Source organism: Enterococcus sp. DIV0240d, assembly GCF_051711245.1.
Taxonomy (GTDB): domain Bacteria; phylum Bacillota; class Bacilli; order Lactobacillales; family Enterococcaceae; genus Enterococcus_D; species Enterococcus_D casseliflavus.
In genome coordinates this window covers 2,982,348-2,995,941 of sequence record NZ_JBIOMG010000001.1, presented here as the reverse complement: position 1 = coordinate 2,995,941, position 13,594 = coordinate 2,982,348, and the positions used below count along the sequence as shown (strand labels likewise).

Sequence of the window (13,594 nt, the reverse complement as noted above, 5' to 3'; positions counted from 1 at the left end):
GTTGATAGCTAGTACTATTTTTTGAAAAATGGTTCCGCTTACAAAAGATTCTGTAAAATAGCGAACGGCTTGAAGGATAACGCCTCAAGAAGAGTGTACCTAAAATGCGATCACAAAAACAAATTAACCTAAATGTAATAAGAAGGAGTGAATAACCATGTGGAAAGCAAACTATCATACCCACACAACTCGATGCAAACATGCACGGGATTCTGATGAAGACTATGTGATCAAAGCCATCCAAGCTGGCTTTAAGGAAATCGGCTTCGCTGATCATTGTCCCTGGCCCTTTGAGGATGGGTATGTCTCCCCCATGCGGATGGATGTTGCGCAATTGGAAGATTACGTTTCATCGGTGAAAAGCTTAAGGGAAAAATACCAAGGACAAATCGATGTGAAATTAGGATTAGAGTGTGAATATTTTGAAACAATGATCCCTTGGCTAGTTGCAGAGAAAGAAAGGCTGTCGATCGACTATTTGATTTTTGGCAATCACTTTCCTGAAATCGAAAGCAATCACTATTACGACCATACACCTGGGGATTCGGTAAAAGCGATCAAAGATTATCTTCGAGTCTCCCTACAAGGGATCGAATCAGAGATCTTTGCTTATATGGCACATCCAGATGTGTTCATGCGGGGCTATAAAACCTTCGATTCTCATTGTGAAGAAGTTGCCTACCGCCTATGTGAAAAAGCCAAAGAGTATCAGCTGCCGTTGGAGTATAATTTGGCAGGCTATACGAACGGTGGCTATCCGCATCCTGAATTTTGGAAGATCGCCAAGGAAGTCGGCTGCTCTTGTATTATTGGGATCGATGCCCACGAGAGTGTGGCTTTAACGAATACAGAAGTTTACGAAAGAGCTCTTTTAGAAATCGATGCCTTGGGGTTAACACGGATCGATCGGCTCTTCTTTGCGTGAAGGAAAGAGAGTTGATCGTTTTGGAAATAAACATGGACGCCAGTGGGGATCACTAGCGTCCATGTTTATTAGAATTGCCATTCTTGAATTTTTTTCAAGAGTACCGCTTTGTCGGAAGCTTCCGCAAAGGAATGCTGAGCGGCAGTTTCGTTTAAGAAGCGCATCTCTGATTCGGACATGTCGCAATGATGAGCCATTTGCAGGTATTCATTGGTCAATGTCGTGTTTGAGACCGTTCGGTTATCGGTGTTCAAACAAAAAGGGACCTTGGCCTCCAGCCATTCTCTTAATGGGTATGCCGAGTATGTGGGAATCGCACGCGTATGAACATTGCTGGTAGGACAGCCTTCGATACAGCGATTTTGTTCTCGAACAAACGCTTGGGCAGTGTGATCTCCTTTTAAGGCGATGCCGTGGCCAATCCGTTGCGCACCGCTTTCGATGGCTTGATAAATGTTTTGCACACAGCCGCATTCGCCTGCATGTAAGGTCAGCTGGACACTTTGGTTCTTGAGGAACACTTGATAGCTGGCAGCTAAATCAGGGACGTACCCGTCTTCTTCTGGACCTGCCAGATCAATGCCGACGACTTTTTCATCGGTAAGAGCGATCGCTTCATCAAAAATCGCCGTAATAGCTGGTAGGTCTTCTTGACGCATCCCAATGATCAAAACATTGCCTTTGATTGGGTAGCGTTCTTCTGCTCGTGCGATGCCTTCGATCACGGCTTGGATGGTCTGGCTGCAAGTGAGTCCTTTGTCCATCGATAAGCTGGGAGCAAAGCGGATCTCAATATAAGCGACCCCATCTTGAGCGGCTTGTTCCATCACATCATAGGCGGCAGCTGCTAACGCTTCTTGTGTTTGCAAATACGGCCGAACGAAATCAAAGCAGCGAAGATAATCCCTCAGGTCATGACAATCTTTGGGGGCTTGCATCTGTGCTTTCACAGCTTCTATGTCTTGCTCGATCGGTAGTTCTTGCTGATTGGCGATGGCGATCAATGTTTCTGGACGAATGGAACCGTCGAGGTGGCAGTGAAGTTCTACTTTGGGAAATGCTTGGATTTGTTGTTGAGTAAGCACAGTGTTCCTCCTGTCTAGGTCGAATTTTTTTAAGTATGAATATAGCATACTTCCAAAGCCCATGCTACCCAAAAAAGGAAATTCTCATAGAAAGCAAAACAGCAGCCGCGAATTACTTGTGCGGCTGCTGGTTTTATTGTGGGAGAGTGACTCAAATCAATTCCGATAGATCGGTAAAAGGCAATGACAGATCGTGAGCGGCTTCTTTTGAAGTAAATGCGCCCTCATAGGCGATGACCCCTTTGGCAAGTGCCTGATTTTCTCGCAACGCTGCTAAAGGATCGTTCGCTAGCTGCTGGGCATACGGTAAGGTGGCAATGCTCAATGCGATGGTTGCCGTTTGCGGCACAGCACCTGGCATATTCGCGACTGCATAGTGAATAACTTCTTCCCGGATATAGGTTGGCTCGTCGTGGGTAGTGACTTTGTCTTCGGTCTCAAAAATTCCGCCTTGGTCAATGGCAATATCGACGATCACGGATTTTTCAGGCATCTGTTTCACCATGTCGCGGGTCACTAAGCACGGAGCTTTTTGTCCTGGCAATAAGACGGCTCCTACCACCAAGTCTGCGGATTGGATCGTTCGTTCGATATTCAAGCGATTGGAATACAAGGTTTGGACTTGACCAGAAAATTGTCGATCCAGCTCTTGTAAGCGTGGGATCGAAACGTCTAAAATCGTCACTTGTGCGCCTAGACCTACGGCGACTCTCGCGGCATTCTCACCGGCAACGCCACCACCAATGATCGTTATCCGACCTTGACGGACACCGGGAATACCTGAAAGCAGGATCCCTTTTCCGCCATATATTTTTTCGAGAAATTGTGCGCCGATTTGAACAGACATTCTTCCAGCGATCTCACTCATAGGCGATAGCAGAGGCAGGGTGCCGTTCGCCAGCTGGACGTTTTCATAAGCAACAGCGATCACTTTGCTGTCGATCAATGCTTGAGCAAGCTGTTGATTGGCGGCTACGTGGAAATAGGTGAATAAAACCAGTCCCTCATGCAAAAAGGGGTATTCTTCTGGTAAAGGTTCTTTGACTTTCATAACCAATTCAGAGGCCCAAACCTCTTCAACGGTAGTAATCGTAGCGCCGACTTCCTGATACGCTTGATCAGAAAAGGTTGATCCTGCACCAGCGCCTTGTTCAACGAAGACTTCGTGTCCGTCTTGGACTAACTCATAGACTCCCGAGGGCGGCAATGCCACACGATTTTCATTGTTCTTGATTTCTTTGGGGATACCGATTTTCATAGACTTCACACCTTTCTTTCTTCCATTATAATAGAAAGCGGATTCCTAAGGGGAGAAAGAATGGTTTTTTTATTAAAAAAGTAAGATCCAGTTGCTGCCTACGCCACGACAAAGAAAAAAGCCCCGAAAGGGGACTTTTTTCGATCAATCAGCTGAAGGTCCAAAAGCGTAAGCTTTGATTAGCGATTTCATCTAGTGTGTAATAGATAGCGTAATGGGATTTTTCTGGATCATCATTGGGATCTAAGACAAACACTTGATCGTCCATCATTCCACCTAAGACCATAATATGGCCGCCATCTGTAAATTCCCCTGGAGTCACAGAAACGATGACCGGATGATTTTGTTGCAAGTAAGCTTCAACACTGGCTAGATCTGTGCCAAGATCATAGTAGTTGTAGCCGTTTGCATCGGCAAAGTCAGAAAAAATCCGCCAGTCCGTTCCTTGGCCGTCAACGTAATAATGATCTCCTGCCCAATCAAGGACTTCTAGTGGCGAAATGGGATAGCCTTCAAGATAGGATTGAACCATCGCAAGAGAAGCAATCGCACAGCCGTTTTCTGCTAAGGTTTGGCTGCCGTCATTGCCATAGGATCTATCAGCCCAATCTTCGTTCGTCTGCAAGAAAATCGGTGTTGTGATGTCCATTTCCCATAAATAAGCATTGATGTCATCACTAAAGATAGCCTGAGAATAAACATATTCGTCGTCATAACTCTCATCATAGGCAACGACGGTCTGCACGTGTTCGGACAACTCTCCGTACAACACGTGATGAGAGATTCGATTGAACCCTATCCAAATCAACACCAATCCTGCCAAAACAACCATTGGCCGACGCTTTCGATAAACATCTGTCTGTTTTTGCATTTTTCCCTCCTTGTTTTACGAATCGTACGTATTCATCCTGTTCTTTTAAGTAAAACAAAGGAGGGGACGCTTGTCATCGGCCTACAGACCGATTCCACGATCAACTTTCAAATGCCTCTAGTTCTAAGCTAGTATTTTCCCATGCTTCTAGTAGAGCTTCTTGTTCAGTGCGGGCTTGTTCTAATGCTTGATTCAACGCGGTCAATTTGACATGATCATTCAACGCATCTGGTGCGGTCATGTCTTGTTCCAGTTGTTGGATCGTTTCTTCTATTGCGGCAAGTTCTTCTTCGATTTGGGTGACTTTTCGCTGTAAGGTTCTAACGGCTTTTTGCTGTTCCTTGCTTTGGACAAAGTTTTGCTTGCCCGCTGAGAGGGTGGTTTCGGTTGTTTTTGCTTCCAACATTGCTGCGATCTCAGCTTCTTCTTGTTTCTTTTCTAAATAATAATCGTAATCGCCGAGATAGAGCTTGCTGCCGTTTTCAGACAGTTCCACGACCTTGGTGGCGATTCGATTGATAAAGTAGCGGTCATGAGATACGAAGAACAAAGTGCCTTCATAATCGATCAGGGCATTTTCTAAGACTTCTTTGCTGTCGATGTCTAAATGGTTGGTTGGCTCATCCAAAATCAAGAAATTGTCATGGTCCATGGCTAATTTTGCCAAAGCGACACGGGCTTTTTCGCCACCACTTAACAGCGTGATCGGCTTTTCAACATCTTCTCCAGAAAATAAGAAGCTGCCTAATATATTGCGAATCTCGACTTCAGGTGTGGTACTGTGGTCATCCCAAAGCTCATGGAGGATCGTTTTGGTTGAGTGCAGATCGGATTGGGTTTGGTCATAGTACCCGATTGAGACATTGGCGCCAAAATGGACCTTTCCTTGAATAAAGGGGATTTTATGAATCAGCGATTTCAGTAAGGTTGATTTGCCGATCCCATTCGGTCCCACTAAAGCGATCGCATCTTTGCGCCGAACATCTAAGTCGATGGGCGCCGATAAGACTTCTTCTTCAGAATAACCGATAGCGGCATTTTCTACTTGCATCACAACATTTCCTGAAGGCTTTTCAATGGAAAAAAGGAAGTGGGCGGATTTTTCATCTCCTTGCGGGCGATCCAGCCGATCCATTTTCTCTAATTGCTTACGGCGACTTTGCGCGCGTTTGGTGGTAGACGCACGGACAAGGTTGCGGGCAACAAAGTCTTCCAGTTTATTGATTTCTTCTTGCTGTTTTTCAAAGGCTTTCCATTCACTTTGCAGTTGCTCCGCTTTCAGGGTCAAATAGCGGCTGTAATTGCCTTTGTAGTGGCGCATTTTTTGGCGACTCAGTTCGTAGACTTCGTTGACGACTTTGTCTAAGAAGTAACGGTCATGGGAAACGATCAGCAATGCACCGGCATATCCTTGCAGATAGTTTTCTAACCAAGATAACGTTTCGATATCTAAATGGTTGGTCGGTTCATCCAGAATCAAGATATCAGGTTTTTGCAGCAGCATTTTTGCTAATGCCAAGCGGGTTTTTTGACCACCAGAAAGGGTATTGATGGCTTGCGTGTAAAAAGAAGGATCAAACTGAAAACCGTGCAAGACGGAGCGAATCTCATTTTCATAGCCATAGCCGTTTTTTTCTGCAAATTCATGCTGCAATTGGTCGTATTCTTTCAGGAGATTGCCAGAGTCAGCAGCAGGATCTGCTTCGGAGATGGCGATCTCTAAGCTACGCATGCGCTGCTCCATCTGTCGAACCGTTGCAAAAGCTCCCAGCATTTCTTCCCAAACAGTGGCCTGACTATCAAGTCCGGTATCTTGAGCTAAGTAGCCCATCGTAGCGGTCTTGTTTTTAGCGATCGTTCCTTTATCAGGACTTTCGAGTCCAGCAATAATTTTCAGTAGCGTTGATTTACCAGCACCGTTGCGCCCAACAAGCGCGATTCGGGAATTGCTGGCAATTTCTAATTGGATATTTTCAAATAAAACCTCGGCTCCGAAAAGACGGGCGATTTGGTTGGCTTGTAATAAAATCATGTGTATGTCATTCCTATCTTTAAGAAACTTGTCTGTATCAAGGTTACAATACTACAAGTCTATCATATTTTAAGGGAAACGGCGATTGGGAAAAAGTTTGATTTTACCATTATAAAATTTATATTTCAAATTATGAGCATTCAAATTGATTTTTGAACAATGTATTTGTTATGATAGCTTCATCACAAGTGAATTTTTCACAATGGGGGAGTATTCTTTGAAAGATCATCAAATTCCAAAGGCAACAGCGAAGCGATTGCCTTTATATTATCGTTACTTGCGTATTTTGCACCAAGCTGGCAAATTAAAAGTTTCTTCGACCGAACTAAGTGAAGCTGTTCAAGTTGATAGTGCGACGATCCGCCGCGACTTTTCCTACTTTGGTGAATTAGGAAAACGCGGCTATGGCTATGACGTTGAAAGCTTGATGCAGTTCTTTGCGAAGACATTGAACGAAGACCACATGACGAATGTAGCTTTAGTCGGTGTCGGAAACTTGGGGAGCGCCTTGTTGAAATACAAATTTCACCAAAGCAACAGCATTCGGATCAGTGCCGCATTTGATGTCAACGAAGATCTAGTTGGTCGAATCGTAGATGGTGTGCCGGTCTATCCAATGGATGACATGAAGGAACAAGTGAAGATCCAGCAGATCGATGTGGCTATTTTGACGGTTCCCGCACAACATTCACAAGATTTAGTGAACGAGCTTGTGAAAGCTGGCATTAAAGGAATCTTGAACTTTACACCTGCACGGATCACTGCACCAAAAGGCGTGCTGATTCAAAACGTTGACTTAACCAATGAATTGCAAACATTGATTTATTTCTTGCATTCAGGCAACGTCTTGTCCCATGAAGAACCAGTAGAAGAACCATCACTAAGCGAATAATCGCATCACATAAATAGGAACCAACAAAACAGCTGCCAGATCGTAGTATATACAACGATCTGACAGCTGTTTTGTTGCTTTCATTCACTGAACTTACTCGTCTATCTGGTCAAAAAGTGATTCATAGGAATCTTGCTCTTCAACGCTTGTGAGCGCTTCTTGATACCGCAAGATTTGTTGAGTCAAACGTGTGAAATCGATGATGCGGGCTTCACGATGCACTTCTTTCCCATTCGCGAACAAGAGGACGACGGGAACCGTCAAGACCGAAAATAGACTGGCTGCTTCTGGCTCTGCCAGCGTGTTGATGGTAAATAGGGGGAGTTGCTGGGTTTGTGCCAGTTTTTGGATGCGTGGTTTGTCTGCAACACAAATACTGCAATTCGGTTGAGAGAGATAGAGTAGTGCCAACGGTTGTTGGGCGAGCTGCTCTTGGATCGGTTGATTTTTTTGCATAAGTCATTCCTCCATGGAAAATGTACGCTGTTCTTGAGGAAAAGTCAAAATATCTGCTAGCAGCTGATCGCTTAGGTGAGTAAGAAGGATTCAAAGATAAGGGAAATCTAAAGCAACGATTAAAAAAATAGGCTGCTTTAAAAAAAACGTTGTATAAAAAAAGGAAAAAACGTATAGTAATTCCAGCGTTTCGAATTTATTGATAAAGAAGGTTAAAGTTATGTTTCAGGCATTACCGAATTCTGTCCTGCAAATGAGTGTTATTTTTTTATCTATCGTCATTGAAGCCTTGCCGTTTGTCCTATTGGGCTGCTTGATCTCAGGTGCCTTACAAGTCTTCTTGACGCCAGAAAGAGTCAAGAGGCTCTTACCAAAAAACAAATTGGCATCGATCACAGTTGGTTGTGGTCTGGGGGTCTTTTTTCCTTCCTGCGAATGTGGGATCGTACCGATCGTTAATCAGTTCGTAAAAAAAGAGGTGCCAGTGTATACGGCGTTTGCCTTTATGCTGACTGCACCGATCATCAATCCTATCGTGATTTTTTCTACATTCATTGCCTTTGGAAATTCCGCGAAGTTCGCCTTTTTGCGTGTACTGGGCAGCTTATTGGTCGCAATGGTCGTGGGGATCTGGCTGGCGTATTTTAACAAACAAGAGATCTTAAAAACACGGCTTGCCAATCAATTAAGTGGCGGGAATGAGCAGGCAGCTCACCCACACCATCAGGGGCATGATCACGCCCACCATCAAACGGAAAAGAGCAGTCATCCGCTCCTTCGGCAGATTCGTCATTTGCTGCAGCATAGTTTGGATGAGTTTTTCGATACTGGGCGTTATTTGATCATTGGTGCGTTGATCGCCTCAGCGATGCAGACCTATCTGCCAACTGGCTTGATGCTGACATTAGGCTCCACGAAGCTGTTAGCGGTCTTCGTCATGCTGTTGTTGGCACTAACGTTATCCCTATGTTCCGAAGCAGATGCCTTTATCGGCTCTTCGTTGTTGAGTTTATTCGGCACTGGACCAGTCGTCGGTTTCCTGGTTTTTGGTCCAATGGTAGATATTAAAAACCTGTTGATGATGAAGCGGTACTTTTCGGGGCGTTTTATCGCTTCTTTAGTTGGATTAGTCGCAATCGTCGTTTCAATTTATGCATGGGTGGTGTAAAGAATGGTTCGTTTTTTGATCTTATCAGGCTATTTTGAATTGATGATGTACTTGCAAGTGACGGGCAAACTCAATCAGTTTATCAACATTCATTATCGCTATCTCGCTATTTTATCCATGATCATTTCTTTATTATTGGCTTTGGTCCAGCTGTATTTTTGGGTCAAACAAGAGCCTGAGCATCATCATGACGATGAGCATCAGCATGGATTGGAGAAAAAACACCAACGAGTGATTGCGTATTTTCTATTAGCCTTACCGATCATCGTGGGTCTCTTTTTCCCCACCGTTAGCTTGGATACGACGATCGTTGAAGCAAAAGGGTTTAATTTCCCCCTAAGTGAAGAATCTGTGGGGGATCCAGAAATGACGACCCAATATCTGAAACCCGATACAAGTCTTTATTTTAACAAAGAAGATTATGACACTCAGATGGATGCAGCATTGGCACGTTACGCCAAAGATGAGACGATTGCGGTAACGGAAGAAAATTACTTGGAAGTCATGGAGTTGATCTATACGTACCCGAGCGAATTTATTGGCAAGAAAATCACCTATGATGGATTTGTGTACCATGCAGATCAAGATGATGCCAATGAAATCTTTTTGTTTCGTTTTGGCATTATCCATTGTGTGGCTGATTCAGGCGTTTTTGGCTTGCGAGTGGAATTACCGCAGCAAGCGACTGCAGAAAATAACCAGTGGCTTCATGTGGAAGGGACGATCCAATCGAAGTACTATCAACCCTTCAAACGGGACTTGCCGATGGTGGTAGCAGACCAAGAGAAGACGATTGAAGCACCAGAAAACCAGTATGTCTATCGCGCTTTCTAGCTTTTTTTAAGAAAGTTCATAAAAACATCATAAACCTTTGTTATAATGGAGAAAATCTAAGCATATGTTTGTAGTTTTATCAAACGTTTAGTACAATATAGTAGGAACATATGCTAAAATCTATACAAAAGAGAGGTGTCGTGAAATGGGTTTTACAGATGAAACAGTTCGCTTTGATTTTGATGATAGCCGTAAAAAAGAAGTCAGCGAAACATTAGCTATCGTCTACCGAGCATTAGAGGAAAAAGGATACAATCCGATCAATCAAATCGTCGGTTATCTCCTTTCTGGCGACCCGGCTTACATTCCTCGTTATCGGGATGCCCGGAATTTGATTCGTCGTCACGAACGGGATGAGATCATGGAAGTTCTGATCCGTTATTATTTAGGCAATCACGGGATCAACCTATAATGAGAATCATGGGATTGGATGTTGGTTCGCGGACAGTCGGCGTGGCGGTCAGTGACCCAATGGGCTGGACAGCACAAGGGATCGAGATCATTCGCATCAATGAAGATGAAGGCAATTTCGGTTATGATCGACTTGCTGAATTGGTGAAAGAATATGAAGTCTCACGTTTTGTGGTAGGACTACCTAAAAATATGAATAATACGATCGGACCTAGAGCGGAAGCTTCTATGGCTTACGGCGCAGCGATCGAACAGCAATTCGGTTTGCCGGTCGTTTACCAAGACGAACGTCTGACGACCGTTCAAGCAGAACGAATGCTGGTAGAACAGGCGAATACATCGCGTGCCAAACGAAAAAAAGTGATTGATAAATTAGCAGCAGTCATGATTTTGCAGAATTATTTAGATGGTGCTGGGAAACAGCTGTTTTAATTTACAGAAAAGAGGAAAATAAATGTCAGAACATACACACGATCATAACCACGATCACGATCATGAAGGACATGAACACATTACTTTAATCGATGATCAAGGAAATGAAACCTTATACGAAATTCTATTAACGGTTGACGGTACGGAAGAATTCGGCCGCAACTACGTCTTGCTTTATCCAGCAGGCGTACCAGAAGAAGAAGACGTTGAATTACAAGCGTACGCTTATATTGAAAACGAAGACGGATCTGAAGGTGAATTAGAACAGATCGAAACAGAAGCAGAATGGGATATGATTGAAGAAGTCTTCAACACATTCATGGCTGAAGAAGAAGAATAAGCTGTAAATGATAGCTGAACCCTTGGTAGATAAGGGTTCAGCTTTTTTTTGTTTTGAATTGAATACGGGATTGAATACGTTCCGCTAGAAATTTAGGTGCTCTGCAAGCTTTTCAACGGTTTTTTCTTTGGTTTCTTTAGTTAGATGAGCATAGGTATCCATTGTTAATTTGATTGATGAGTGTCTAAGGCGTTCTTGAACTTCCTTCATGGAGACTCCCGACTCTAACAGCATACTAGCATGAGTGTGTCTGGTTACATGGTTACCTAGAAATGGAATACCAGAATTCTTGCAGATTGTGATCATACGAGAATAGATAGCGTGTTTAGTAATGATTTCTTTGTAGATTCCACAAAAAATCATTGTTGGATCAGTAATCCCGAGGGTTAACATATATCTTTTTTGATTGATTTGCCATTTCTTTAGCCAATTAATGGTTTTATTGTCTAAAGATAGGGAACCATAGCTATTTCTCGTTTTTGGACTTGAAATTTTGTACCCATATTTTGTTTGGCTTAAGGTTTTGTTTATAGTGACGGTGTTTGATTCAAAGTCAATATCTGACCAGTCTAAGGCTAAAGCCTCACTGATTCGACAGCCACTAAAAAATAGAAAGCGCAGTAAAGTTTTATCGTACTCTGCCCTATACGTACTTCTTTTGGATTCCAAATATTGAAATAAGGTTTCTAATTGATCTCGTGAATAAATTTTGACAGTATCCTTCTTTTTTTCAACATTTCTGTTGAGCATGATTACGAGCTCACAGGGATTTTTAGTGATCAGCCCTAGAGTCATTGCGTATTTGAAAATACGGCTTACGGTAGAATGTAGGACTTTATATTGATCTGTTGTTTTAGCCCACTGATTCAATATCTTCTGAACATGTTTTGTAGTAATTTCTTTAATTCTAAACTGCCCATATTTTGGAAGAATCCATTTATTAAACTTGATCTCAATTTTTAATTGAGTGACTTCTTTTACAGTAGTTTTATAGCTTTCATACCAGAGATCATACACTTCTTGGAAAGTTTCGTTCGTTTCCCTTTTAAGTCCATTCTCTTCAAAGTCTACAAGTAGTCTATTAAGCTCTATTTGAGCTTCTTTTTTTGTTTTAAAATTTCTACGTGTAGTACGGACTTCTTTACCAGTTAGCGGGCTGATTCCAAGGTATGTTTGAAACATCCAAGCTTTGGTTCCGTCTTTCTTTTCATATTGTTTAATTGTTGCCATTGTTTTTCCTCCTATCAGTTGCGTGGCGTGCTTTTGATAGGAAAATGTAATCTTTATTCTTCTATATCATATTGATTTTGAAAATATTTTTTTTTGTTGAATGTAGTTGTTTTTATTTCATCAATAAAAGATGTTAATTCTTTTAAATAATTTAATAAATCTTCATCGTTACCTGCGTTTGTAGATTTGATTTCGCTATCAATTAAACCAAATGCAACACCTAAATAATTGAATACCTCATAATTGATACTTTTAAGACTTTTCTGTCTGTTTGAAAGTTTTTCATCAAGACAAATATATATGAAACCCAGGATGAGTTGGTCATCTGATTTATCAGTTTGCAAGAGTTTTTTATATACATCATCTATAATCATTTCTACAAAGTTATCTTTTAAAGAAGGTGATTTATCTAGACTATATGTTTTCGATACTGCTAAAAATAAGTCATATAGACCAAGCCTATCTCTGTCTTTACCGAAATCTTTGAATTTGTTATGGAAGGTACCGTTGTCAAAAAAAATCTCATTGAATAAATACTTGATATATTTCTTAGTTTTTTGAGAATTACCTGTCAGTAGATATTCAGTAGAAACACCACCAAGTTTAGCAATACTTAGTAGCCGCGCTTTGTTGGGTATGTTCTTTCCTTTTTCCCATCTAGAAACATTGCTTTTGCTTGCGGGAGGTGTCAGATTTTCGCCAAATTCTTCAAGAGTATACCCTAAAGAAACACGTATTTCTTGTATTCGTTTTCCAATTTCAGGATTAATGTTTTTATCAAACAAAATGGTTTCACCACCTTCATCTATTCTATTCTACAGTTTACACTACATTCTCATATAATGAAATGAAAAAGTAGATAAAAGTTGAATTTTACGTTGCGGTATGAATAAATATATGTTATTCTTTTAGTGACGAAAAGTTGAAAAGAAGGAGGAGTCATGAAGCCTAAAGATTTTAGAAAGTTTTGTGGATTATCACAATCTGAACTTGCTGAAAAATATGGCATTTCAGTACAAGCGGTAAGAAACAAAGAAAGCGGTAAAACAAACTATTCTCCAGAAGAAATGATTATTTTGAAGTATCTTGTGAAAGAAAAAGGAATTGAAAATATCACAATTGATCAAATTTTTTTTAATGAAAAGTGACGAAAAGTTGAATTTGAATACATGTAGTCAAATTAGTGGGGGCAAAGAAAATGAAATCTGAGATTCAAGTTATTCTGCCATCGGATTTAGATCAAGAATTGCGAAGATATTTCTATCGAGTTGCAAAAGAAGCAGTAGATCAAGTTCGAATTGAAACATCTCTAAGCAAAGAAGTTTTTAGATTGGGAGAAGCTTGTAAGTATTTAAGCTGTAGCAGAAGTACATTAAAAAAATTTATCAGAGAGAAAGGTTTAAAAGTAAGCATAATCGGAGATTGTCAATTTATTAGAAAAGAAGAATTAGCAAGGTTTATCAAAGAATATGAAGTATAAAAAGTTGCGTGGCGTGCTTTTGATAGAAAAAAGGAAGTGTTTGTTTGAATAATGATGAAGTATAGAAAATATAAAAATACTTTGAAAAAAATTAAAAGGAGTGTTCCCGACAGTTTGGCGACCACAGGAAACACTCGACAATAAAGTTCTAAGAAAACTTTATTTGACTACATTTTAACA

At 41.4% G+C, this 13,594-nt stretch carries 16 protein-coding genes; 9 read left to right on the top strand and 7 right to left on the bottom strand.

Translation table 11 applies throughout. The features are described from left to right. Positions 1-157: 157 nt before the first annotated feature. On the top strand, positions 158-925 hold the full coding sequence (locus IGJ25_RS14455; protein WP_010749856.1) for a histidinol-phosphatase: 768 nt from the start codon (positions 158-160) through the stop codon (positions 923-925). Between the two features lie 68 nt (positions 926-993). Here the strand turns inward: IGJ25_RS14455 and add are convergent, their stop codons facing one another. The 4 genes from add to IGJ25_RS14435 form a co-directional block, all read right to left on the bottom strand. After that, positions 994-2,010, bottom strand: a complete 1,017-nt coding sequence (gene add / locus IGJ25_RS14450; protein WP_225000588.1) for an adenosine deaminase — start codon at positions 2,008-2,010, stop codon at positions 994-996. Between the two features lie 151 nt (positions 2,011-2,161). Then, complete coding sequence (gene ald / locus IGJ25_RS14445) at positions 2,162-3,268, bottom strand: alanine dehydrogenase (protein WP_225000587.1); 1,107 nt, start codon at positions 3,266-3,268, stop codon at positions 2,162-2,164. A 148-nt stretch (positions 3,269-3,416) separates the two neighbouring features. Further along, the gene (locus tag IGJ25_RS14440) at positions 3,417-4,139 is read right to left on the bottom strand and encodes a C39 family peptidase (RefSeq protein ID WP_010749853.1); all 723 of its coding nucleotides are present in this window, start codon (positions 4,137-4,139) and stop codon (positions 3,417-3,419) included. 100 nt (positions 4,140-4,239) lie between these two features. After that, positions 4,240-6,171: an ABC-F family ATP-binding cassette domain-containing protein gene (locus tag IGJ25_RS14435; protein ID WP_225000586.1), complete on the bottom strand. Its 1,932-nt coding sequence runs from the start codon at positions 6,169-6,171 to the stop codon at positions 4,240-4,242. Positions 6,172-6,388: 217 nt separating this feature from the next. On the opposite strand from IGJ25_RS14435, the gene IGJ25_RS14430 reads away from it, so the two are divergent. Further along, positions 6,389-7,063, top strand: coding sequence for a redox-sensing transcriptional repressor Rex (locus IGJ25_RS14430; RefSeq protein ID WP_005228549.1), 675 nt, complete (start codon positions 6,389-6,391; stop codon positions 7,061-7,063). Between the two features lie 93 nt (positions 7,064-7,156). Here IGJ25_RS14430 and IGJ25_RS14425 read toward each other — a convergent pair whose 3' ends face one another. Further along, positions 7,157-7,519: a thioredoxin family protein gene (locus tag IGJ25_RS14425; RefSeq protein WP_010749851.1), complete on the bottom strand. Its 363-nt coding sequence runs from the start codon at positions 7,517-7,519 to the stop codon at positions 7,157-7,159. Between the two features lie 220 nt (positions 7,520-7,739). Here IGJ25_RS14425 and IGJ25_RS14420 point away from each other — a divergent pair, with 220 nt between their 5' ends. From IGJ25_RS14420 to IGJ25_RS14400, 5 genes are all read left to right on the top strand, one after another. Further along, positions 7,740-8,687: a permease gene (locus IGJ25_RS14420; RefSeq protein ID WP_010749850.1), complete on the top strand. Its 948-nt coding sequence runs from the start codon at positions 7,740-7,742 to the stop codon at positions 8,685-8,687. 3 nt (positions 8,688-8,690) lie between these two features. Further along, entirely contained in the window at positions 8,691-9,521 is an 831-nt protein-coding gene (locus tag IGJ25_RS14415; protein WP_010749849.1) for a TIGR03943 family putative permease subunit, read from the top strand. 145 nt (positions 9,522-9,666) lie between these two features. After that, complete coding sequence (locus tag IGJ25_RS14410) at positions 9,667-9,933, top strand: IreB family regulatory phosphoprotein (protein WP_005228556.1); 267 nt, start codon at positions 9,667-9,669, stop codon at positions 9,931-9,933. Then, positions 9,933-10,364: a Holliday junction resolvase RuvX gene (ruvX, locus tag IGJ25_RS14405; protein ID WP_005234242.1), complete on the top strand. Its 432-nt coding sequence runs from the start codon at positions 9,933-9,935 to the stop codon at positions 10,362-10,364. The genes IGJ25_RS14410 and ruvX overlap by 1 nt, the downstream gene beginning before the upstream one ends. Before the next feature lie 22 nt (positions 10,365-10,386). Continuing rightward, positions 10,387-10,704, top strand: a complete 318-nt coding sequence (locus IGJ25_RS14400; protein ID WP_005228559.1) for a DUF1292 domain-containing protein — start codon at positions 10,387-10,389, stop codon at positions 10,702-10,704. 84 nt (positions 10,705-10,788) lie between these two features. Here IGJ25_RS14400 and IGJ25_RS14395 read toward each other — a convergent pair whose 3' ends face one another. Both IGJ25_RS14395 and IGJ25_RS14390 read right to left on the bottom strand, forming a co-directional pair. Then, positions 10,789-11,934: a tyrosine-type recombinase/integrase gene (locus IGJ25_RS14395; RefSeq protein WP_438779421.1), complete on the bottom strand. Its 1,146-nt coding sequence runs from the start codon at positions 11,932-11,934 to the stop codon at positions 10,789-10,791. Between the two features lie 53 nt (positions 11,935-11,987). Then, on the bottom strand, positions 11,988-12,719 hold the full coding sequence (locus IGJ25_RS14390; protein ID WP_010729032.1) for a helix-turn-helix domain-containing protein: 732 nt from the start codon (positions 12,717-12,719) through the stop codon (positions 11,988-11,990). 156 nt (positions 12,720-12,875) lie between these two features. On the opposite strand from IGJ25_RS14390, the gene IGJ25_RS14385 reads away from it, so the two are divergent. Both IGJ25_RS14385 and IGJ25_RS14380 read left to right on the top strand, forming a co-directional pair. Then, entirely contained in the window at positions 12,876-13,082 is a 207-nt protein-coding gene (locus IGJ25_RS14385; RefSeq protein ID WP_010729033.1) for a helix-turn-helix transcriptional regulator, read from the top strand. 50 nt (positions 13,083-13,132) lie between these two features. Then, positions 13,133-13,414 carry a helix-turn-helix domain-containing protein gene (locus IGJ25_RS14380; protein WP_010729034.1) on the top strand — a complete coding sequence of 94 codons (282 nt, stop codon included), beginning with the start codon at positions 13,133-13,135 and terminating at the stop codon, positions 13,412-13,414. The last annotated feature ends 180 nt before the right edge of the window (positions 13,415-13,594 follow it).

Excerpts from the sequence above, each read along its gene's own strand:
- IGJ25_RS14455 (WP_010749856.1), top strand. The coding sequence starts at position 158 with ATGTGGAAAGCAAACTATCATACCCACACAACTCGATGCAAACATGCA.
- ald (WP_225000587.1), bottom strand. The coding sequence starts at position 3,268 with ATGAAAATCGGTATCCCCAAAGAAATCAAGAACAATGAAAATCGTGTG.
- IGJ25_RS14440 (WP_010749853.1), bottom strand. The coding sequence starts at position 4,139 with ATGCAAAAACAGACAGATGTTTATCGAAAGCGTCGGCCAATGGTTGTT.
- IGJ25_RS14435 (WP_225000586.1), bottom strand. The coding sequence starts at position 6,171 with ATGATTTTATTACAAGCCAACCAAATCGCCCGTCTTTTCGGAGCCGAG.
- IGJ25_RS14425 (WP_010749851.1), bottom strand. The coding sequence starts at position 7,519 with ATGCAAAAAAATCAACCGATCCAAGAGCAGCTCGCCCAACAACCGTTG.
- IGJ25_RS14420 (WP_010749850.1), top strand. The coding sequence starts at position 7,740 with ATGTTTCAGGCATTACCGAATTCTGTCCTGCAAATGAGTGTTATTTTT.
- IGJ25_RS14415 (WP_010749849.1), top strand. The coding sequence starts at position 8,691 with ATGGTTCGTTTTTTGATCTTATCAGGCTATTTTGAATTGATGATGTAC.
- IGJ25_RS14410 (WP_005228556.1), top strand. The coding sequence starts at position 9,667 with ATGGGTTTTACAGATGAAACAGTTCGCTTTGATTTTGATGATAGCCGT.
- ruvX (WP_005234242.1), top strand. The coding sequence starts at position 9,933 with ATGAGAATCATGGGATTGGATGTTGGTTCGCGGACAGTCGGCGTGGCG.
- IGJ25_RS14400 (WP_005228559.1), top strand. The coding sequence starts at position 10,387 with ATGTCAGAACATACACACGATCATAACCACGATCACGATCATGAAGGA.
- IGJ25_RS14395 (WP_438779421.1), bottom strand. The coding sequence starts at position 11,934 with ATGGCAACAATTAAACAATATGAAAAGAAAGACGGAACCAAAGCTTGG.
- IGJ25_RS14385 (WP_010729033.1), top strand. The coding sequence starts at position 12,876 with ATGAAGCCTAAAGATTTTAGAAAGTTTTGTGGATTATCACAATCTGAA.
- IGJ25_RS14380 (WP_010729034.1), top strand. The coding sequence starts at position 13,133 with ATGAAATCTGAGATTCAAGTTATTCTGCCATCGGATTTAGATCAAGAA.